Consider the following 19,408-nt stretch of genomic DNA (forward strand, 5'->3'; position numbering starts at 1 on the left):
TATAACCCAGCGGACAAGGGGAGCTCCATCATTTTCGCTCTTTTATGGATATTAATTTGAACATTTTAAGTCTATTTGCTCAAATCGTGAAGTTTAAAGGTCATTAGAAAAAATGCATCTTATCTCTTTTATGCAGGAACAATTATTTTATAAATGAAGGCTCACGCTTCGCGGTCGATTTATACCAATGCCAGCAAAGGTAAAAAATCAGAACGGCATCGATCAAGTCTCCGCCATAATACATCAGCATGCTGCCTGCCTCGGCTTCAGTTCGCGGTACGCCTTCCGGAGGAGTAGCATAAAGAGTTTTTGCCAGAATCTTATGTCCTGCCAAGGCGACGATCAATACGATGGAGCGGTACAGGAAACTGAAGCGATGCGGCGTGACATCAAAATAGACGATGGAAACCGTAAACAGATAACCCGCCAAAAAGATGTGCAGGTGGATCACCGCGTAAAGGAAGGCAGACTCATGCATTAAATGATACAGACTGGTCAGGTAAAGTACATACAAACCGCCGATATTCAGTAAAGCTGCAGTCACAGGATGGTTTATTAGCCGGAACGGCGGATTTTTCAGCACAGCCATCACTGTTCTGGCGGCGGATATATTCAAGGTGCGCAATAAAAGCGTCATCGGACAAGACATTGCAATCAGGAGCGGTGCAAGCATCCCGAGAAGCAGATGGACTGCCATATGCATCCGGAAATCCACATGAGCCTGCTCAGCCAGAGGACCCACCAAAGCGGCGGTTGCACTGATTATTCCGAAGCTCCAAAAAACGATCCGTTGCAAGGGCCAATTTCGGTATTTTTGATTGCTAAAGTAAACCGCAGCCAAATAGGGTGAAATCCCGAGCAAAGCTATCAATAGAAATAAAGGCAGAAATCCTCCTGAATCCATTAAAGCGTGATTATCATGCATGGGAATTGCCTGCTTTCTTCCTCTTTGCAATCCGGGTCTGTGAAAGGATGAACAGGCCAATTGCTATAAAAATGACCGCGCTAATATTCCAAACCAGATCATATGGCAGAATGTCGACTCCATACCTAATTTGGTGCAGATTCAGCACTTTATGATGGATCAAGCCGTCAAAAAGCTGGAACGATCCGGCTCCCAGGAACGCAGCACCCGTCCACTTTACAGGCCATAATGCATTTCGCCGCCGCAGATCCGAGAGCATAAAGAGCGAGAAGATGGCGGCAAACCAGGCAAAGGAATTCAGCAAACCGTCGGAAAGAATGCCGATTCGGGTCGTCGCCAAATCATAAAAATGATGCCATTGCAGCAATTGATGAAAAAATACTTCATCCATAAACGCGATGAGCCCGATGCCAAACAGCAGCCCCGACCAGAAGTTGCGGCTGCTGTAGAGAACCTGATTGCCTGCGAATCCATTAGAGGTTAAATTTGTCCGATTGACCGCCATCGAATTCCTCCTTTACGCAAATTATCTTCATGTATTTTGTATCACACTTACCCGGATTTTCCATTTGTTAAGCGGATTGATGAAACGGGCTTCTAACGCAAATAAAAACGGAGAAAAGAGGCTCGCAACAAGCTTCTTTTCTCCGTTTTATTTGAAATCTATTCGACAATATAAGCCAGGGCTTTTATCGCCTGATCGCATGTTTCCACCGTCGCATTTGCTTTAGCGGATAATTCTTTCAGCGGGTGGTGCAATTTTTCCGGACGGATGATGATGACCGGCTTGCCGACTGCAAGTGCGGCACTGGCGTCCATCGCGGTGTTCCATTGTTTATACTGCTCGCCGAACAGCGCGATAACCAGATCGGCTTTGTGCATCAGTACACTTGTCCGCAGATTATTGAAGTTCGAGGCGGCGGCATCTTTATAGACCGCGCCAGGCTGTTCCCCAAGAATTTCTTCGCCGATATTATCGGAACGGTCATGATTTTCCATCGGACCGACAAAATCAAACGGCAGATCGAGTGCCAAAGATTTCTTTTTGATTTCGTCGCGCCACGTACTGTGAATTTCTCCTGCAAGATAAACTGTCAGTCTCATGATTCACCCTCCAAAACCCATTTCTTTCAGTTTACCATATTTTCAGAAAGGGATTGGAATCAGACAATCATGCGGTCTTTTTTGATGACGGGAATGACTGAAAGCACATTCTCCATCTTGAAAGTACGCTTTTCTTTCCGCAAAAAGCAATACGCCTGAAACGTTTCGCCGCTCACTTTCAGGATTTTAATCCGGCGTTTGCTGATGCCCCCGTCATTCGCCATATACATCATATCGACAAGCTGCTGATACTTAAAAGCCTTCAGGATCTGTGCTTTCATTTCATTTCCCTCCTTGGATTTAATTTTCTAGATAATAAAGGTGACTTTGCATATCGCTTCGGCGCTTTGGACAAGGGCAAAGATTATGCTCCTGCGCAAGCTCGTCGCAAAGGAGGCGCCATCTTCGTTTGGCGCACCTTGCCTCCCGCAATAAGCCGAGAAGATCACTCGTCTTCTGCCCGGTCGGCATTCGCCTGCTCCGGAGCCGCGCCATCGCTGAGAAAACAGCTATGACTGAAAAGTATCTAAGATATGGAGCAAAACAGCGAAGACGCCCAGGGGACCAAGCGAAGTGCTGAGATCCACTCGGGCGAAGTGCAACGAGTCCGAGTTAGCTCAGCGCGAGCCCCCAGGCAAGCGCAGCTGTTTTGCGGAATATCGTTTTACTAGATATATTTAATTCAATAGAACGCTTGTTCTCATTATAAACCAAATTACCCCCTAAAACAACTAAACAGAATCGTGTATAATGGAACGAACATATATTCTTTTCAGAGCAAAGAGAGGAGCAATACCATGAAAATATTTCACACGGCCGATTGGCATTTAGGGAAGCTCATCCAAGGGATTTACATGACAGAAGAACAGCGTTACGCGCTGCAGCAATTTATAGATGCTATTAAAACAGAGAAGCCGGATGCGGTGATTATCGCGGGAGATTTGTACGACCGCGCAGTGCCTCCGACAGATGCAGTCAATTTGCTTGATGAACTGCTTGCGAAAATTGTTCTTGAGCTTGAGACGCCGGTGCTGGCAGTCGCCGGCAACCACGACAGCCCGGGGCGCCTGAATTTTGGCAGCCGACTGATGAAGGATAAAGGCATTCACATCGCCGGCCATGTTCAGAAAGATCCTCAGCCGGTCGTGCTTGAAGACGAACACGGGGAAGTTCATTTCCACCTGGTGCCGTATACCGACCCGTCGATGGTCCGTTATATTTTCGATGACCCGGCAATTCGCACGCATGATGACGCACTCCAGGCCATCACCGCGAACATCAAATCAAACTGGAAAAGGTCAGCGCGCCACGTTTTTGTGGGCCATGCATTTGTGACTTCTCACGGTGAACAGGAAGATAATACGAGTGATTCCGAGCGTCCGCTGGCGATCGGGGGAGCGGAGCATGTCAGCGCCGCCCATTTGGAAGATTTCCATTACTCGGCGCTTGGCCACTTGCATAAAGCCCATTTTGTGCGCAATGAAACCATCCGTTACTCCGGATCGCCATTGAAATATTCAATTTCGGAAGAACATCATCAAAAAGGATATTTAGTGGTTGAGTTGGATGCTGACGGAAATGCGACAGTTGAAAAAAGGCTGTTGGAACCGCGCCGCAATATGCGCCGGGTGGAAGGCACAATTGATGAGATTCTTCGCCGTGAAGTGAGTGAGGATTTTGTATTCGTAACTTTGCTGGACGATGCGCCCGTTCTATTCCCAATGGAGAAAGTGCGTTCCGTCTATCCGAACGCGATGCATGTCGAACGCAAGAACTTCATCCGTGAAAAAGCGGAAAGCAACGGCCAATCACGGCAGAAGATGGATTCCCTGTCTTTATTCCATGCTTTCTATGAAGAAGTGAAAGGCGAAGCAGCGTCGGATGAAACTGCGGCGATTTTTGAAGAAGTGCTGCAGGAATTCCTGCAGGAAGAGCCTGCTGAGAAAGAAGAGGTGAAAGCATGAGACCTTTAAAACTGAAACTGACGGCATTTGGCCCATATAAAGAGACGGAAACAATCGATTTTAATGACCTCCGGGAAAATCGGCTGTTTGTTATTTCCGGCAGCACGGGTTCCGGCAAAACGACGATTTTTGACGGGATCTCATTTGCGCTGTACGGTGCTGCAAGCGGTTCGGACCGCAGTGAAACACGCAATCTGCGGAGTGATTTCGCGGATGATGCTGTGCATACCTGTGTCGAAATGGAATTTGAGATACATAACCAGGTATACCGGATTCTTCGCCAGATGCCCCATGTCAAAAAAGGGAATAAAAGCCAGACTGGTGAACGCTATGAATTTTTTGAAGTCCATAAAGATGGCGAAAAGCCATGTGTGGAACGGCAGATCGTATCGGAAATCAACCAGCGCGTCGAAGAGATTCTAGGGTTGACGCAAAATCAGTTCAGCCAGATTGTCATGTTGCCGCAAGGGGAATTCCGTAAACTGTTGACGTCAGAAACAGATAATAAGGAAGAAATTCTTCGCCGTATTTTTAAAACAGAACCGTATAAAATGATCAGCGAACGGCTGAAGCAAAAGCGCGACGCGGCAAAAGATGCCTATGGACTAGAAGAACAGGTGCTGAACAGCCATCTGCGCAGCATCGAATCTTCGCTTCCGGAACGGGAATCCGAATTGTTCGAAGTGCTGGGGAGAGAGCAGCGCAATATCCACCAGCTCCTGTCGGCACTTGAACTGGAAACGGCTTTCTATAAAGAAAAAATCGCTGATGACAAAATCCGGCATGAAACGCTGTACAAAAAACATCAGGAAAAACTGGAAAGCTATCACGAAGCGAAAAAGTGGAACGGACGCTTTGATGAAAAGCTCGAAAAAGAGCGGCGTTACAACGCTTTAACGGAACAGCTGCCGGCAATCGCTGGAAAAGAAAAAGCGGTGCAGCAGGCGGAGCGCGCTGGTTTTATTGCCAATATCGAAAATCTTTACCGGGAACTTCAAGTTAATGAAACGGAAAAACACAAACTGCTCGAACGGGCGGTGGATGAAGAACAGCAAGCCGAAGGGGCAAAACTGGCGGCAGAAGAGAAATTCCTGGAACAGCAGGGCCGCAGCGCTGAACGATCGGCTGCCCAGGATCAGGTGCTGCGCCTTCAGCAATTATTGCCGCAGGTACAGGATTTGGCGGCTAAAGAAAAAGAAGTTGCCAATTTGAGCAGCGCGGTCCAGGATGCCGAACAGCGTTTTCAGGCAATCGAAAAACAATTGGCCGCTAAAAAAGAGCAGAAAACAGCCGTTGCCGAAAAGGTCAGTGAGCTGGAGAAACAAACCGACAGCTTTGACAGCAAGCCGGAAGAACTTCGGGTCGCAGAGGATCGTCTGCGCATTGCCAGGGAATTGCTGGCCGTGCAAACGGAAATGAAAGCCCAAAAAGCAGTGACTGATCAAAAAGAAGTGGTATACAGCGAAGCGCTGACAAAATACAAAGGGATCGAAGAGGGCTGGTTTGCCAATCAGGCGCATCTTTTGGCTGAGCAATTGAAAGACGGTGAGGCCTGCCCGGTATGCGGCAGCCACGAGCATCCTGTAAAACACCAGGGAGCAGCGGAAACGGCTGTTTCAAAAGAGCAGCTGGACCAGGAAAAATCCCTGTTGAATACGCTGGATGATGCTTACCGAAATGCTGCTGCACGCCTTGTTTCATTGGAAGAGCAGTTGAGCCGCAAGCAGAGCGAGGCAGAAGAGCAGGGGATTGCGGCAGCGGATACCGATAAAGAAGTCGCCTCACTGGAGCAAGTCAAACAGCAATTGCAGGAAGATGTTCAAACTCTGCAACGATGGAAAACGGGACTTCGCGAGTGGAAAACGAAACTTACGGATTTGGTGAAAGAGATGGAGACAGCGGAGCAGAACCGCTCGCTCCTCCTGACGGAAATGAATGACAAGAAATCCGCTTCTGAATCGGCGAAAGCAGTGCTGGCTGAAAAACTGGCATCGATACCGGAAGAAATGCGCTCGCTTGCTGTTCTGGAACAGGAAATCCGTCAGGCCATCGCTAAAAAGGACGATATGGAAAGAGTCTGGACTGCGGTGCAGGAATTATTCCAGGGAGCGAAAGAACGATTGGCTTCAGCGGCAATGGCGTTGCAGCATTCGAAAACCACAGCCGAAGAAATGACCGCCAAACGCCAAAAAGCGGAAGCGGAATTCAAGCAGGCACTGGAGAAATCGGAATTCGAAACGGAAGAAGCTTACCAGCGGGCGAAAATGCGCGACTCGGAAATGGAAGAGATGAAACAGCAAATCACGCGTTTCAAACAGGACCGCCACACACTTGAACAGCAAATCAGCGAACTGGCTGAACTTTTGGCAGAACGCAAAAACGAAGACTTGTCACTGGCGGAAGCGGAACTGGAGCAATTGAAAGTCGATTATGAACAGGCGTTATCGCAGTTGAATCATTCGAAGGATTGCTGCGCAAAAGGCGAAGCATTGATTGAGCAGATCAATGGAACTGTTGAAAAAGCGGCTAAAGCCGAAGCACAATTTAATCGTGTGGCGGATCTTCACGATATGATCCGTGGGCAGAACAGCCTCAAAATCTCATTTGAACGTTATTTGCAGATTGAATACCTGGAACAGATTATTCAAGCCGCCAACGAGCGGCTGCGTAATCTGTCGAATGGCCAGTTCTATCTGATCCGGAGCGACCGGCAGGAAGCCCGCGGCAAACAGAGCGGCCTCGGCCTCGATGTCTACGATTCCTATACGGGGCAGACGCGCGACGTCAAAACTTTATCCGGCGGAGAAAAATTCAATGCATCGCTTTGTCTGGCGCTTGGCATGGCAGACGTCATCCAAAGCTTCCAGGGCAATGTCTCCATCGACACGATGTTCATCGATGAAGGATTTGGTTCACTCGATGAAGAGTCGTTGAACAAATCAATCGAAACATTGATTGATTTGCAGCGGTCGGGCCGTATGATCGGCGTCATTTCGCATGTGCAGGAATTGAAGGCGGCGATACCGGCGATTCTGGAAGTAAGAAAGTCGAAGGAAGGCTTCAGTAAAACAAGTTTCCATATTAAATAGCAGGATTTTTGATTAAGAGTTTAAAACACTGACGAAAGGTGAACTTAGTAGGTAACAGGTAAATTCCGGAAGGTGATTGGATGGATTTGATTCTATTCTTTATTCTCACAGCCGCCTATATAGGGCTGATTGTCTGGGCAGTGATGAGACAGAAGAGATGGACGCTGATGGCGGCCGTTTATCTGGTGCTGTTCGGTTTGATTTACGACAACGGCATTATTGCGCTGGGCAAATTCATAGGCGAAGGTGCGCTATTGGAAAACCTGAATGCCATGCGCTACTGGATCCATGCTTTATTGACACCGGCATTGGTGCTGTTTTCGCTCGGCGCACTGCGCGCCGCTGGAGTCGGTTGGGCGAGAAAATCATGGGCGCTATACAGTGCGGTTGTCCTCTTTATATTGGGGGTCGTCATTGAAATCTGGCAGGTGACTTGGGGCACGGAGCTTGCGCCGGTCAGGGAATACGGTGTCTTGAAGTACGCTTCGACTGAGGAAGCGGGGGGTCCGCCGATAATGATCTTGTTGGTATCAGCCGTGCTGTTGATTGCAGGACTGATCGTTTGGAAAAAAGCGGGATGGCCATGGATGTTCGTTGGTTCAGTGATCATGGGCATCGGCAGCAGTGTAACAATCCCGGTTGAAAGCGCCGCAGTGACAAACATTTTCGAACTCATCCTGCTGGCTTCGCTTGTATGGACGAAAATTCATTTGGAGAAAAAGTCTAACGGAACGGAAAGAGGTCCTGACTATGAATAAATTCAGCTACAGATCCAGGATATTGTATTTCGCGCTGCTCGCTTTTTTCAGCCTTGGATTTTTCCTGCTGCAGCTTTATGCAGTCGTGAACAATGAGGTGGGTACCGGTTCTTATGTGCTGCTCGTTTTGTGGGGGCTGATGGTGGCATTCGGCCTGGGTGGTATTTTTTATACGATGGCGAAGAAAAAGAAGGAACGCGGACAATAGGTCTGCGTTTCTTTTTTTAGAAAAAAGCGAATTTAACGGAAAGTTTGCAAATACAGGAACAGGCAAGATATATGATAAAGTGGTTGGTAACAGATAAAGCGGGAGTGAAGAGAATGACAAAGAAATTGAATCCTGAAGAAGTGGTAGGGTTGATTGATAAGGGAGCCGATATCATTATACCGATTGCCAATGGTGAACCGGTTAAATTGCTTGATATATTGGAAGAAAGAGCAGACCAGCTGGATGGCGTAAAAATTCACCAGATGCTGGCTTTGCGTGAACGCAGCTATATCAAAGGCGAGCTTGAACAATTAAAACACGTTTCTTATTTCCTGAGCGGTGCGACCCGTAAAGTTTATCAGCAAGCGAAAATGGAATTGGTACCGAATAATTTCCATGAGATTCCTAAGATGCTGAAAAAGACGACGAAAATGTCGATGATCATGACAGTGGCTTCACCTATGGATGAACACGGCTATTTCACGTTCGGCACACAAGCTGACTACGTGGCCGAATTTGTCGGGGAAGTTCCTTTTATTCTTGAAGTCAATGAAAATATGCCGAGAACCTACGGCCATAATCATATTCACATCAGCCAAATCGCTGGTTTCGTTGAGCATCACGCACCATTATCCGAAGAAAAAGCAGGGGAGATCAGCGACAAGGATTTATTGATTGCCTCTTCGATTATAGAAGATATTAAAAACGGTGATACACTGCAGATCGGCATCGGTTCGGTTCCAAACGCCGTCATCAGCATGCTGAAAGATCACCGCCATCTCGGCATCCACACAGAAATGCTGCCGGACGGCGTCGTGGATCTGGTGAAAGCCGGCGCTGTCGATGGAACACAGAAATTCACGAACCGCGGCAAAATCATCGCGACTTTTGCCTATGGTTCGAAGAAACTGTATGATTTCCTCGACAATAACCCGGTAGTGGAATTCCTGCCTGTCAGCACGGTCAACGACCCACGGGAAATCGCCAAGGAAAAGAATATCGTTTCGATAAACGCCACAACAGAAGTGGACCTTTTTGGTCAATGCGCTTCTGAAACAGTCGGCGGGAAATATTATTCATCAAGCGGCGGGCAAGTCGACTTCGCCCGCGGAGTGCGTTTTGCGGAAAACGGCAAAGGCTATATCTGCTTGCCTTCCACTGCCAAAGGTGACAGCCTGTCCCGCATCAAGCTGCAACTGGCGCCGGGCTCTGTCGTCACGACCGGCAAAAACGATGTCGATAATATTGTTACGGAATACGGAATGGCCCGCTTGCACGGCGTCTCCATTTCCGAACGCGCCAAGCGCCTGATCAGCATTGCCCACCCGAAATTCCGTGAAGAATTGATGTTTGACGCCAAGAAGAACGGAATTATGATTTAATGAATAGAGTCTCTTAATAGCATATGAGGGGGAACCGGAGAAAGCGCTGCTTTCTTCGGTTTTTATGTGGCGGGGGAGAAATGGGTATTTGGGACAGGAAAAATTATACAATAAATAATAGTGATTCTAATAAAAATGAAATAGAAAGTATTTTGGCCAATTTGGAAAGTATTTTGGGGTTTTTGGAAAGTATTTCGGGCGAAACAGAAAGTATTTGATGGTATTTAGAAAGTATCACCAAATGCTGGAAATCATATTTTGGAATTTCATCTTCATCGGCTTCTTTTCAGTTAAAAATTTTACTCCGAAATCACAATGGACAGTATTTGCCTCCTAATGGACAGTATTCTGACCATAACAGACAGTATATCCAGAAAAATGGTAATTCGAGCAGCTCCCGCCCAACATCTAAGACCAATTCCACCACACGCCTCAAAGTCGGATGGTTTTCGCAAAGCGGAAACCATCCAGGGAACATCCCGCGCCAGCGGATGTTCTTTCATCAACATCACGGTTTTCGACTCAACCCAATCGACAATTGGCTGAAGAGCGGGCGGGGAAAGACCCCGCCCACTGGGCAGTCCGCCGGCAGCGGACTGCTTCACACTGGAACTGTAACGCTTCACAGCCCAAGACCCAGCCTTTACTTTACCGGTGAAACTCAATATACTTACTTAGGTAAGTATTATGAAGGGGCGGTTTGCATGGAGAATTTATTGTTTCATGAAATCCATCAGAAATCCCGCTTGGCGATTAAAGAAGTCAATGAGGTTCTGAAGGAATACAACTTATACAGTGCACAATGGTCGATTTTGTTTTGTCTGAAGCAATTTGGTCCCATGACACAAAAAGAGATTTGGCAATACTTGAATGTGGAGGCGCCGACCGTTACGCGGACTCTCTCGAAGCTGGAAGAAAGCGGTTGGGCAGAGCGGAACGAAGGGGCGGATAAGCGTCAGCGCATCGTCTGTTTGACGGCTAAGGCAGAATCGAAAGTTGCGGAAATCGAAGAGCGGGTCACGATGCTTGAAGAAGACATGCTTTCGGGTTTGAGCCAGGATGAACAGCAACAATTGATGGGCTTACTGAAAAAGATCCAATCTGCAGCCCGGACTGAAAAGGATGTAGAAAATGATTGAGAGAAAACCTATTTGGACGAAAAGCTTCATCAATATATCAATAAGCACTTTTTTTATCTTCACTGTATTTTATGCGTTACTGACATTTATTCCTCTATATGTAATGGAAGACTTAAACGGGACGGTGGCGGAAGGCGGCATGGCGACTTCCGTGTTCCTGGTCAGTGCCATCATCGTGCGCCTCGCTGCGGGAATGATTCTCGATAAATTCGGCAATAAAGAAGTGCTTGTATTTTCGGTGCTGATGTTTACAGTCAGTACGATTCTTTATATTTTCATAGGCACATTTGCAGCGCTGCTCTTCCTTCGCTTTTTCCACGGAATCTGGTTCGGTCTGGTAACCACGGTGGCGGGGGCAATTGCCGCTGATATTATTCCGCCGGAAAGACGAGGAGAAGGCATGGGTTATTACGCGATTGCCATGAACCTTGCTGTTGTGGCAGGTCCGTTTATTGCACTGACTTTGCAGCCGCTTGTTTCCTCTCAAATCATCTTCATCATTTTCGGGGCGATCATGGTTATCGGTTTCATTTGCGCCTTGGTGGTTCAGGTGCAGAAGATACCGAAAGAGACAGCGCCTGCCCGCAAACTTGCCCTCATTAACTTTTTGGAAACGAAAAGCATGCCGATTGCGAGTGTCGGATTCCTTATCTCCTTTGCTTATGCCAGCATCATCACGTTCATCTCCGTGTATGCGGATGCGCTCGGCCTCTTGCAGACAGCCAGCTTCTTCTTCGTCGTCTATGCAGTAGCGATGCTGCTTGTTCGGCCATTTACAGGGCGTCTGTTCGACGCGAAGGGACCGGATTATGTCATCATTCCTTCGATTATCGTCTTTGCCCTCGGCTTATGGACACTCAGTTACACGGCATCTTCCTGGATGTTGCTATTGTCGGGAGCGCTGATCGGCTTGGGTTATGGGACTTTGCTGCCGAGCTTTCAAACGCTGGCGATTGAGGCGGCCGATAAACACCGGAGCGGTTACGCAACAGGTACCTTTTTTGCCTTTTATGACACCGGCATTGCTATCGGAGCAGTTGCCCTTGGAGTAATGGCTTCTGCTCTCGGCTATTCGAAATTGTATTTGACCCTGGCGATTTTTGTACTGTTGATCGGCGTTTATTATAAATGGATAAGCGTTAAAACTGCCGGTTCTGCCAAAAGCTGAGCCGGGTTTGATTTTATTTAATAGGAAAAATGCATTATACTGAGAAGATAGTCTGTAAGCAGAAGGGGTTTTTGTTTTTCATGGGACAAAAAAATGCGGAATTATATAACTACATAATCGAAAATAGAGAGAGGATCACAGAGGAATGGCTGGATAGCCGTAAAAAAACGGACGGCTCCATGTATTCAAGCAATGCCTCCTCCCAGGTTGAAGAACAATTGAAAAATCAGAACAATGCTTTCATAGAAGCAGTGACTTCGGTGTTTACCAGCGACGGAGATGAATTTTTGGGTGCATTGGACAGTTGGGTTGAAACAATTGCCACTGCGCGTGCACGCCAATCGGTTCCACTTCATGAAGTAATTGCGCAGATTCGCGTATTCCGTCGGATTTACTGGGGTTATGTTAGAAAATTCTTTAATGAGGATTTCGAAGCTGACAGCAACGACGCTCTGGAATGGGCCGAAATCTTAAACAATTCCTTTGATTACATCATCGAACGCTTCGCCATCCGCCATTACGAAGCAGATCAGCGAATTCTTCAAAGCCAGCAGCAGATGATTTATGAATTGAGCAGCCCGGTCATCCCAATAAAAAAAGGTGTCGGCATCCTGCCGTTGGTGGGGGATATTGATACACACCGCGCCAAAATCATTTTGGAAACAGCGCTTGAGCAAAGTGTGAAGCAGCAATTGGATACGCTTTATATCGATTTATCGGCGGTGGCCATTATCGATACAATGGTGGCGCAGCAGATTTTCCAGGTGATGGCGTCGCTGAAAATTATCGGCGTACAGTCGGTACTGTCAGGCATCCGTCCGGAAATTGCCCAAACCGCCATCACGTTAGGCATTGATTTTAAAGACATCAAAGTCCACGCAAACCTGATGCGTGCTTTGGAGACTCAAACTTAATAATAAAACCAGCCACAAGTTAAATCTTGCGGCTGGTTTTTTCATTTATAATACATAATAATAAACGGCCAGGAAATGGCACAGACTGCCGAGCAGGATGAAAATGTGGAAAATTTCATGGAAACCGGCATATTTGAAGGACAGGAAGTTTGGCTTCAACCCATAGATGATACCGCCTACTGTATACATGATGCCTCCGCCGACCAAGAGAGATAAGCCGATCGCTGACAGATTATCTGCCAAAGGCACAACGGCAAATACGATAATCCAGCCCATCACGATATAGATGGCAGTTGAAAGCCAGCGTGGTGAATGGAACCAGACCATCTTAAAGAGGATGCCGCTGATTCCAAGAACTGCCACCAGGATGAAAACGGTCCAGCCAAGGGTGCCGTCGAGTGCAATCAGGCAGAACGGCGCGTATGAGCCTGCAATCAGCAGAAAAATCATCGAATGATCCAGTTTTCTCAGAAAAGCGATGGTTTCGGGTTTTGCTTTTGCAGAATGGTAAACAGTCGATGCTGTATATAGACAGATTAAGCTTGCGCCAAAAATAATGACGGACACGATATGGAGAGTCGGTAATCCTGCAGAGCTTGCTTTGATGACCATTGCAAAAAGTGCCGCGATGGACAAGACAGCGCCAATTAGATGGGATATAGCGTTAAAAGGTTCTCTGAAATATGTATGCATTTTAATATCTCCTCTTCGTTATGTAGTTATGATAACTACTTAATATAATATACATGCTTTTTATTCTAGTCAAGCTTGGCTATTTGATGATCATAGTATAAAATCAAAGCAATAGCATTATTGAGGGGGAGTTCGAACATGGCGGACGCCAAAGAGTTAATCAGCAGGCTCGCGCTGGAAAAAAAGATTCCGGTCGAAGAGATTCCGAAAATAGATTTATACATTGACCAGGTCATCCAGTTGTTTGATACAGGGTTCTCTGAGATGAAGAGAACTCCGGAAGACAAAATCCTGACCAAGACAATGATCAATAATTACGCCAAAGGAAAATTATTCTATCCGGTAACCAATAAGAAATATTCCCGGAATCACGTAATGTTAATCAGCTTGATTTATCAAATGAAAAGTGCCTTGTCGATCAATGACGTAAAAAAAGTGCTTGCCGGCATCAATGAAAAAGCCGCGCAGAAAGAAATAGACCTCAGTGAATTCTATGACAGCTATTTGGAGATCCAGCGATTTAACGACGAGATTTTCAAGAGGAATGTGGAACAGCAGGTGGAGAGAGCAGAAGCGGAGTCGGCGGACTTTGGAAATGACCGCGAAGAGATCAATAAAGTGCTGCTGATCGCTTCGCTTGTCCATATGAGCAACCTTTACAGAAGGGCGGCAGAAACTTTGGTCGATGAAATGGCGGGAGGGAAAGAGGCCTGATGGTAAAAGTATTGATCGATGCAGACGGTTGCCCGGTGGTGGACCAGACAATCGCGGCAGCACGGAAATATAATCTGGACGTAATTCTGTTATGTGATACGTCACATGAGATGTACCGGGAAGGCGCTGAAACGGTTACGGTTTCCAAAGGGCCGGACGCAGTCGATTTCGTGCTGGTCAACCGTGTGAAAAAAGGGGATATAGTCGTAACGCAGGATTATGGACTGGCTGCGATGGTGCTGGCGAAGCAGGGCTATCCGATTGATCAGAATGGCCGGCTTTATTCGGAAGAGAATATTGACCAGCTTTTGCACGGCCGGCATATTGCCAAAAAAATCCGGCAAGGCGGCGGGCGGATGAAAGGACCGAAAAAGCGCAAACCGGAAGACAATGAAAAATTTACGGTGAACCTGGAAGGGTTAATCGAAAGTATAGCAGCGCATTAAACGGTGGAGATGGCCTTGAAGAGGCTGTTCCATCGTTTTTTCATTTCACTTGCAGGGAGTAAAATCTTTTCAAGAGGGAATAATGTAAAAAACACGGAAATTATCCGAAAGGGGATTGGCATGGATAAAATATTGATCGTTGTCACGAATAGTTCGGCACTGGGGTCTAAAGGAAAGAAAACAGGATTGTGGTTGAGAGAGCTCACAGATTTTTATCATGAAGTGAAAAAACAGTACGGAGTGGACATTATCAGCACAGCGGCTGATCGGGTGCCGATTGATCCGCGAAGCCTGGTCGGAGCTGTTACGCATAAGCAGACACGGAATTATTATATGGATGATGATTTTATGGTTCAATTGAAAAAACCTTTGATGCCGGAGCAGGTGAATCCTGAAGATTATGCGGCAATATATTTTACCGGCGGCCACGGCACGATGATGGATTTTCCGGATAATCAAGACCTGCAGGAGTTGACCCGAAAGATTTACGAACAGGGCGGCTACGTCACCGCTGTTTGCCACGGACCAAGCGGCATCCAAAATGTTCGGCTTTCGAGTGGGCGGCTGCTGGTTTCTGGCCATGTTGTAACCGGCTTTTCGGATCGGGAAGAAAAAGTGTTGGGGATGTATAAGCACATTCCTTTTTCTCTTGAACAGGTATTGAAGGACCGCGGCGGACTCTTCAAAAAGGCTTCCGTTCCCATGGCAGCCTGCACAGTTGTTTCCGGCCGGCTCATTACAGGACAGAATCCGGCTTCTGCAAGAGGCGTCGCCCTTAAATTGCTGGATCAGCTTGAAATGATTTCATAACCTTTAGAGAAGGGAGCTATTCCGATGTCGATAATCCGTAAAGTGGTGACTGAGAACGCACCGTACCATGTTGATCAAAAAGAAATCGTCCAAGTTGTCAGGAATTTATTTGGTGACCATTTCAGTGATATTGAGAGATTGCTTCGGGTTTTTGGCAATGGACAGATTGAAGGGCGATATTTTGCAGCGCCGCTGGAATGGTTTGAAAAAGAGAGAGGTTTGGAAGAAAAGAATCTCCTCTATATAGAAGAAGCTGTGCGCATGGGCAGCCGGGCAGTTGAACGATGCCTGTCAGAAAGCGGCACAGAGAAAGAGGAAGTCGATGCCTTTATTTTCGTATCCAGTTCAGGCATGTCGACGCCAACGATAGACGCCCGGATCATGAATGAATTGAAAATGCCTCCGCATATCAAGCGTTTGCCGATTTGGGGACTTGGTTGTGCGGGCGGAGCGGCGGGCCTCAGCCGGGCACATGATTATTGCAGGGCTTATCCTGAGGCAAAAGTGCTCGTTCTGTGCCTTGAATTATGCAGCCTGACTTTTCAGCGCACAGATCTTTCCAAAAGCAATTTGATCGGCACTTCCTTATTTTCAGACGGTTCGGCTTGCGCGCTGGTTACCGGCATAAAGGCGGAAGGCGATGATACAGGGTTTTTCATCCATGATACGCAATCGACTTTGATGGCCGATTCGGAAGATGTGATGGGGTGGGATGTGAAAGATGAAGGGTTGCACGTCGTTTTCTCGCGTGATATTCCCCGGATCATCGAAAGCTGGCTGAAACCTAATTTAGATCAATTTCTGGAAAAACTGGGCAGAAAACCGGAAGATATTCTGCATTTCATTGCCCATCCGGGAGGAAAGAAAGTGCTGGGCGCTTATGAAAAATCATTGTCGATTGGAGCGGAGAAAACGGAGAACGCCAGAAATGTATTAAGGGATTTCGGCAATATGTCTTCTCCGACCGTATTATATGTTTTAAAGGAATTCATGAAACAACAGCCGAACGCAGGAGAGCAAGGCATATTGACTGCCCTCGGCCCCGGTTTCAGCTCGGAGATGCTCTGGGTGGAGTGGAGGGGACAGAACGGATGAGGGGATTCTTTTATATCGTTTTCATATTTGTGATCCTCCAGAGGTTGGCGGAAATGATTTACGCGAAATCCAATGAAAAGCAGATGAAAAAGGAAGGTGCGATTGAATCAGGAGCGGCGCATTACAAATGGATTGTGCTTCTGCATCTATTCTTTTTTATCGCTTTGCTTACCGAAGTGCTTTATTTTGACCTTCTGGATAATCGCTTTTGGTGGGTTTTCCTGATTGTTTTTGTCGTGGCGCAGATTTTACGTGTTTGGGCGCTTGCATCGCTGGGCCGTTTCTGGAACACGAAAATACTGGTGCTGCCGGGAGCGGAAAAGGTGAAGAAAGGGCCATACCGATGGCTGCCTCACCCGAATTATATTGTAGTCGCGCTTGAAATCGCTTCTTTGCCGATGATTTTCGGAGCCTGGAGAACGGCTTTGGTGTTTAGTGCAGCGAATGCATTGCTGCTGTTGCTTGTCCGTATTCCGGCTGAAGAAAAAGCGCTTCGTGAAATGGAAGGCTGAGAATCGTTATGAAAAATCTTCAACTTTTCTAGTTAAAATTGTATTTTAAGGGTATACAAAATTATATGACAGGAAATATAAGTTTTATTTGGAGGGATTCGATGAAGAAATCAACAATGATTACAGTATTAACCAGTGTGTTTGCGGCGGTTGCCGGAATATTTGTTTATAAATCCTATCAGGAAAAAACAAAACAGGAAGCTCTGGAAAAAGATGTAGATATGCATAACAGCCAGGAGATCGATAAGCGTGAAAGTGTTGAAGCAGATGAAGATGACGCTGAAAAAGGCTTAACTCAACTGGATTCAGCTTACCGGGACGAATGGCAGGCAAATGCTTTCCCTCAAACGCACCGGGAGATGGAAGAGTTGGAAAAAGATAAATAACGCATGAATCTATCAGAGCGAAAGCAGAGAGAATTCTTGCTTTCGCTCTTTTTGCCGGTTTAATTTAGCGAGAGGAGAGAAGCCCATTGTGGATCAGGAAACCCTTTTTTGAATATGCCACTGGCGCAGTGCTGATTTTGATCATCCTTTTTTTTCTGGGCAAAATCGATTATGCGCTATGGCCATTCAAAATCATTATTGCAACACTTTTCGCACCTATTTTGATTGCAGGTTTGTTTTATTATCTTCTACGTCCGTTAGTTAACCTGCTGAGGCGCTATGTACCGAAATTGGCTGGCATCGCCATTGTATTTACGGCAATCGCACTCATTCTTTCGATTGGCGTCTATTTCTTTGGTCCTACCGTTAAAGAACAAGTGGAAAGTTTTATGGAATTGGCACCGGAGAAAGTAGAGGAAGTGACAGAGGAATCCGAAACCGCTATGGCCAACTTCGAGTTTATGGGCATCCAGGGCTCGGAAATAAGGGCGAGTGCGTTATCCTATATCGAGTCTCTTTCCAAAGGACTGGTCGATAATATTGCGAGCATTTTATCAGCGCTAATGAATATTGCGATCGTCATCATTGTCGTGCCATTTATCCTATTCTTCTTATTAAAAGATGACGAAAAGCTGGTACCGCATATAACGAAATATCTGTCTGAAGAACACAAACCGGAAGGCCGAAAACTATTGAAGGATGTCGACGCCACGCTATCCTCCTATATCGTCGGACAGGCCCTCGTGGCAATGACAGTCGGTGTGATGATGTATATCGGCTATGTGATTATCGGCTTGGATTACGCATTGACCTTGGCTATTTTTGCGATGTTTCTTATAATCATCCCATTTCTGGGTCCGATTATCGGGATTATTCCAGCGCTGTTCGTAGCTTTGGTAGGAGGAGAACCTTTTATGGCAATCAAGGTCATACTGGTTCTGGTAGTTGTCCAGCAGTTGGAGGGCAATCTTGTCACACCGAATATCATGGGGAATCGTCTTAACATCCATCCATTGACGATCATATTATTATTGATGATCGCTTCTGCTCTCTACGGTTTCATCGGGTTGTTGATTGCTATTCCACTGTATGCGGTGTTAAAAACGCTGATCCATAATTTCAGGCTTTTTATCAGGCTGAGAAAAAAGCGGGATGTTGCCGAAAGTTCCAGTTAAGTTGACAGAATATATGATTATCTTATCAAGTATAAGAATATTATGATATATTAGACATGTACTTAATTTATTCAAAGGGGGAAATATGATGAAGAAGTTCAGTTTTATTGTGATGCTTTTAGCATTGATGCTTTTCATCGCTGCATGTGGATCTGATGAAGAATCGACTTCCGGGGGAGAAGGAAGCGGTACTGAAGGCGGCGAAAACAAAACATACCAAGTAGGAATCGATACGACTTACCCACCGTTCGAATATGAAGTGGACGGGGAATATACAGGGATTGATATTGACCTGATCAATGCGATTGCTGAAAATCAAGGTTTCGATATCGAATTCAATCCAATGGACTTTGGCGGAATCATTCCGGCTTTGCAAGCGGGCCAATTGGATATTGCGATTGCTGGGATGAGTATTACGGATGAACGGAAAGAAATAGTGGATTTCTCTGATCCGTATTTCGATGCAGGATTGACGCTGGTCGTTCAATCAGATAACTCGGAAATCACTTCTTTGGAAGACCTGGAAGGCAAAACAGTTGCCGTTAAGAGCGGAACAACGGGAGCACAATTTGCTCGCGATAACGAAGAGGAATATGGTTATGAAATTGCACAATTTGAAGACAGCCCATCTATGTTCCAGGAAGTATCGAACGGCAACGCGGATGTCCTTCTTGAAGATTACCCAGTCATCGCCTATGCGATTGCTGAAAGTGGCCTTGAGCTGAAAACTGTAGGTGACCGTCTGACTGGTGACCAATATGGTATTGCAGTGCTGAAAGGCGAAAATGCTGAAGTGCTTGAAAAAATCAATGCAGGCCTTCAGGAATTGCGCGACAGCGGCGAATATGATGAAATTTTGAACAAGTATATTTCTGAATAAGAAACTGGATGCAGCGCGCAGATGCGCGCTGCATTTTTTTATGGAA

The 19,408-nt window shown here is 46.5% G+C and carries 21 protein-coding genes; 16 read left to right on the forward strand and 5 right to left on the reverse strand.

Annotated elements, in window-relative coordinates:
* Positions 1 to 142 precede the first annotated feature (142 nt).
* The 4 genes from DP120_RS12430 to DP120_RS12445 all read right to left on the reverse strand — a co-directional run bounded on the left by DP120_RS12430 (position 143) and on the right by DP120_RS12445 (position 2,310).
* Complete coding sequence (locus DP120_RS12430; protein WP_112224003.1) at positions 143 to 925, reverse strand: cytochrome c oxidase assembly protein; 783 nt, start codon at positions 923 to 925, stop codon at positions 143 to 145.
* Positions 918 to 1,430: a DUF2243 domain-containing protein gene (locus DP120_RS12435; RefSeq protein WP_112224004.1), complete on the reverse strand. Its 513-nt coding sequence runs from the start codon at positions 1,428 to 1,430 to the stop codon at positions 918 to 920. Before DP120_RS12435 ends, DP120_RS12430 begins: the two co-directional genes overlap by 8 nt.
* Positions 1,431 to 1,588: 158 nt before the next feature.
* Entirely contained in the window at positions 1,589 to 2,029 is a 441-nt protein-coding gene (locus tag DP120_RS12440; RefSeq protein WP_112224005.1) for a YtoQ family protein, read from the reverse strand.
* Between the two features lie 59 nt (positions 2,030 to 2,088).
* Positions 2,089 to 2,310 carry a transcriptional regulator gene (locus DP120_RS12445; protein WP_112224006.1) on the reverse strand — a complete coding sequence of 74 codons (222 nt, stop codon included), beginning with the start codon at positions 2,308 to 2,310 and terminating at the stop codon, positions 2,089 to 2,091.
* Between the two features lie 516 nt (positions 2,311 to 2,826).
* Between DP120_RS12445 and DP120_RS12450 the strand changes: the two genes are divergently transcribed.
* From DP120_RS12450 to DP120_RS12485, 8 genes are all read left to right on the forward strand, one after another.
* Entirely contained in the window at positions 2,827 to 3,993 is a 1,167-nt protein-coding gene (locus tag DP120_RS12450) for an exonuclease SbcCD subunit D (RefSeq protein ID WP_112224007.1), read from the forward strand.
* Positions 3,990 to 7,082 carry an AAA family ATPase gene (locus DP120_RS12455; RefSeq protein WP_112224008.1) on the forward strand — a complete coding sequence of 1,031 codons (3,093 nt, stop codon included), beginning with the start codon at positions 3,990 to 3,992 and terminating at the stop codon, positions 7,080 to 7,082. The genes DP120_RS12450 and DP120_RS12455 overlap by 4 nt, the downstream gene beginning before the upstream one ends.
* Before the next feature lie 80 nt (positions 7,083 to 7,162).
* On the forward strand, positions 7,163 to 7,840 hold the full coding sequence (locus DP120_RS12460) for a phospholipid phosphatase (protein ID WP_112224009.1): 678 nt from the start codon (positions 7,163 to 7,165) through the stop codon (positions 7,838 to 7,840).
* Complete coding sequence (locus DP120_RS12465) at positions 7,833 to 8,048, forward strand: hypothetical protein (protein ID WP_112224010.1); 216 nt, start codon at positions 7,833 to 7,835, stop codon at positions 8,046 to 8,048. Before DP120_RS12460 ends, DP120_RS12465 begins: the two co-directional genes overlap by 8 nt.
* A 113-nt stretch (positions 8,049 to 8,161) precedes the next feature.
* Positions 8,162 to 9,430 (forward strand): acetyl-CoA hydrolase/transferase family protein, encoded by a 1,269-nt coding sequence (locus DP120_RS12470; RefSeq protein WP_112224011.1) that lies wholly within the window; start codon positions 8,162 to 8,164, stop codon positions 9,428 to 9,430.
* 704 nt (positions 9,431 to 10,134) lie between these two features.
* Positions 10,135 to 10,569 (forward strand): MarR family winged helix-turn-helix transcriptional regulator, encoded by a 435-nt coding sequence (locus tag DP120_RS12475; RefSeq protein ID WP_112224012.1) that lies wholly within the window; start codon positions 10,135 to 10,137, stop codon positions 10,567 to 10,569.
* On the forward strand, positions 10,562 to 11,737 hold the full coding sequence (locus tag DP120_RS12480) for an MFS transporter (protein ID WP_112224013.1): 1,176 nt from the start codon (positions 10,562 to 10,564) through the stop codon (positions 11,735 to 11,737). The genes DP120_RS12475 and DP120_RS12480 overlap by 8 nt, the downstream gene beginning before the upstream one ends.
* A gap of 80 nt (positions 11,738 to 11,817) precedes the next feature.
* Positions 11,818 to 12,651, forward strand: coding sequence for an STAS domain-containing protein (locus DP120_RS12485; protein WP_165843793.1), 834 nt, complete (start codon positions 11,818 to 11,820; stop codon positions 12,649 to 12,651).
* A gap of 45 nt (positions 12,652 to 12,696) precedes the next feature.
* On the opposite strand, the gene trhA is transcribed toward DP120_RS12485, so the two are convergent.
* Positions 12,697 to 13,344 (reverse strand): PAQR family membrane homeostasis protein TrhA, encoded by a 648-nt coding sequence (gene trhA / locus DP120_RS12490; RefSeq protein WP_112224015.1) that lies wholly within the window; start codon positions 13,342 to 13,344, stop codon positions 12,697 to 12,699.
* Positions 13,345 to 13,482: 138 nt separating this feature from the next.
* Here trhA and DP120_RS12495 point away from each other — a divergent pair, with 138 nt between their 5' ends.
* From DP120_RS12495 to DP120_RS12530, 8 genes are all read left to right on the forward strand, one after another.
* The gene (locus DP120_RS12495) at positions 13,483 to 14,058 is read left to right on the forward strand and encodes a DUF1836 domain-containing protein (RefSeq protein ID WP_112224016.1); all 576 of its coding nucleotides are present in this window, start codon (positions 13,483 to 13,485) and stop codon (positions 14,056 to 14,058) included.
* Positions 14,058 to 14,504, forward strand: a complete 447-nt coding sequence (locus DP120_RS12500) for a YaiI/YqxD family protein (RefSeq protein ID WP_112224017.1) — start codon at positions 14,058 to 14,060, stop codon at positions 14,502 to 14,504. The genes DP120_RS12495 and DP120_RS12500 overlap by 1 nt, the downstream gene beginning before the upstream one ends.
* A 120-nt stretch (positions 14,505 to 14,624) precedes the next feature.
* A complete protein-coding gene (locus DP120_RS12505) occupies positions 14,625 to 15,314 on the forward strand; it encodes a type 1 glutamine amidotransferase domain-containing protein (RefSeq protein ID WP_165843794.1) in 690 nt (229 codons plus the stop codon).
* 24 nt (positions 15,315 to 15,338) lie between these two features.
* Complete coding sequence (locus DP120_RS12510; RefSeq protein ID WP_112224019.1) at positions 15,339 to 16,409, forward strand: type III polyketide synthase; 1,071 nt, start codon at positions 15,339 to 15,341, stop codon at positions 16,407 to 16,409.
* 29 nt (positions 16,410 to 16,438) lie between these two features.
* Positions 16,439 to 16,921 (forward strand): isoprenylcysteine carboxyl methyltransferase family protein, encoded by a 483-nt coding sequence (locus DP120_RS12515; RefSeq protein ID WP_276310404.1) that lies wholly within the window; start codon positions 16,439 to 16,441, stop codon positions 16,919 to 16,921.
* A gap of 101 nt (positions 16,922 to 17,022) precedes the next feature.
* Positions 17,023 to 17,307, forward strand: a complete 285-nt coding sequence (locus tag DP120_RS12520) for a hypothetical protein (RefSeq protein WP_112224021.1) — start codon at positions 17,023 to 17,025, stop codon at positions 17,305 to 17,307.
* Positions 17,308 to 17,393: 86 nt separating this feature from the next.
* Positions 17,394 to 18,482, forward strand: coding sequence for an AI-2E family transporter (locus tag DP120_RS12525; RefSeq protein WP_112224022.1), 1,089 nt, complete (start codon positions 17,394 to 17,396; stop codon positions 18,480 to 18,482).
* Between the two features lie 88 nt (positions 18,483 to 18,570).
* Positions 18,571 to 19,362: a transporter substrate-binding domain-containing protein gene (locus DP120_RS12530; protein ID WP_112224023.1), complete on the forward strand. Its 792-nt coding sequence runs from the start codon at positions 18,571 to 18,573 to the stop codon at positions 19,360 to 19,362.
* The last annotated feature ends 46 nt before the right edge of the window (positions 19,363 to 19,408 follow it).

The organism is Planococcus halotolerans, from assembly GCF_003289955.1.
GTDB lineage: Bacteria > Bacillota > Bacilli > Bacillales_A > Planococcaceae > Planococcus > Planococcus halotolerans.

Excerpts from the sequence above, each read along its gene's own strand:
- DP120_RS12430 (WP_112224003.1), bottom strand. The coding sequence starts at position 925 with ATGCATGATAATCACGCTTTAATGGATTCAGGAGGATTTCTGCCTTTA.
- DP120_RS12435 (WP_112224004.1), bottom strand. The coding sequence starts at position 1,430 with ATGGCGGTCAATCGGACAAATTTAACCTCTAATGGATTCGCAGGCAAT.
- DP120_RS12440 (WP_112224005.1), bottom strand. The coding sequence starts at position 2,029 with ATGAGACTGACAGTTTATCTTGCAGGAGAAATTCACAGTACGTGGCGC.
- DP120_RS12445 (WP_112224006.1), bottom strand. The coding sequence starts at position 2,310 with ATGAAAGCACAGATCCTGAAGGCTTTTAAGTATCAGCAGCTTGTCGAT.
- DP120_RS12450 (WP_112224007.1), top strand. The coding sequence starts at position 2,827 with ATGAAAATATTTCACACGGCCGATTGGCATTTAGGGAAGCTCATCCAA.
- DP120_RS12455 (WP_112224008.1), top strand. The coding sequence starts at position 3,990 with ATGAGACCTTTAAAACTGAAACTGACGGCATTTGGCCCATATAAAGAG.
- DP120_RS12460 (WP_112224009.1), top strand. The coding sequence starts at position 7,163 with ATGGATTTGATTCTATTCTTTATTCTCACAGCCGCCTATATAGGGCTG.
- DP120_RS12465 (WP_112224010.1), top strand. The coding sequence starts at position 7,833 with ATGAATAAATTCAGCTACAGATCCAGGATATTGTATTTCGCGCTGCTC.
- DP120_RS12470 (WP_112224011.1), top strand. The coding sequence starts at position 8,162 with ATGACAAAGAAATTGAATCCTGAAGAAGTGGTAGGGTTGATTGATAAG.
- DP120_RS12475 (WP_112224012.1), top strand. The coding sequence starts at position 10,135 with ATGGAGAATTTATTGTTTCATGAAATCCATCAGAAATCCCGCTTGGCG.
- DP120_RS12480 (WP_112224013.1), top strand. The coding sequence starts at position 10,562 with ATGATTGAGAGAAAACCTATTTGGACGAAAAGCTTCATCAATATATCA.
- DP120_RS12485 (WP_165843793.1), top strand. The coding sequence starts at position 11,818 with ATGGGACAAAAAAATGCGGAATTATATAACTACATAATCGAAAATAGA.
- trhA (WP_112224015.1), bottom strand. The coding sequence starts at position 13,344 with ATGCATACATATTTCAGAGAACCTTTTAACGCTATATCCCATCTAATT.
- DP120_RS12495 (WP_112224016.1), top strand. The coding sequence starts at position 13,483 with ATGGCGGACGCCAAAGAGTTAATCAGCAGGCTCGCGCTGGAAAAAAAG.
- DP120_RS12500 (WP_112224017.1), top strand. The coding sequence starts at position 14,058 with ATGGTAAAAGTATTGATCGATGCAGACGGTTGCCCGGTGGTGGACCAG.
- DP120_RS12505 (WP_165843794.1), top strand. The coding sequence starts at position 14,625 with ATGGATAAAATATTGATCGTTGTCACGAATAGTTCGGCACTGGGGTCT.
- DP120_RS12510 (WP_112224019.1), top strand. The coding sequence starts at position 15,339 with ATGTCGATAATCCGTAAAGTGGTGACTGAGAACGCACCGTACCATGTT.
- DP120_RS12520 (WP_112224021.1), top strand. The coding sequence starts at position 17,023 with ATGAAGAAATCAACAATGATTACAGTATTAACCAGTGTGTTTGCGGCG.
- DP120_RS12530 (WP_112224023.1), top strand. The coding sequence starts at position 18,571 with ATGAAGAAGTTCAGTTTTATTGTGATGCTTTTAGCATTGATGCTTTTC.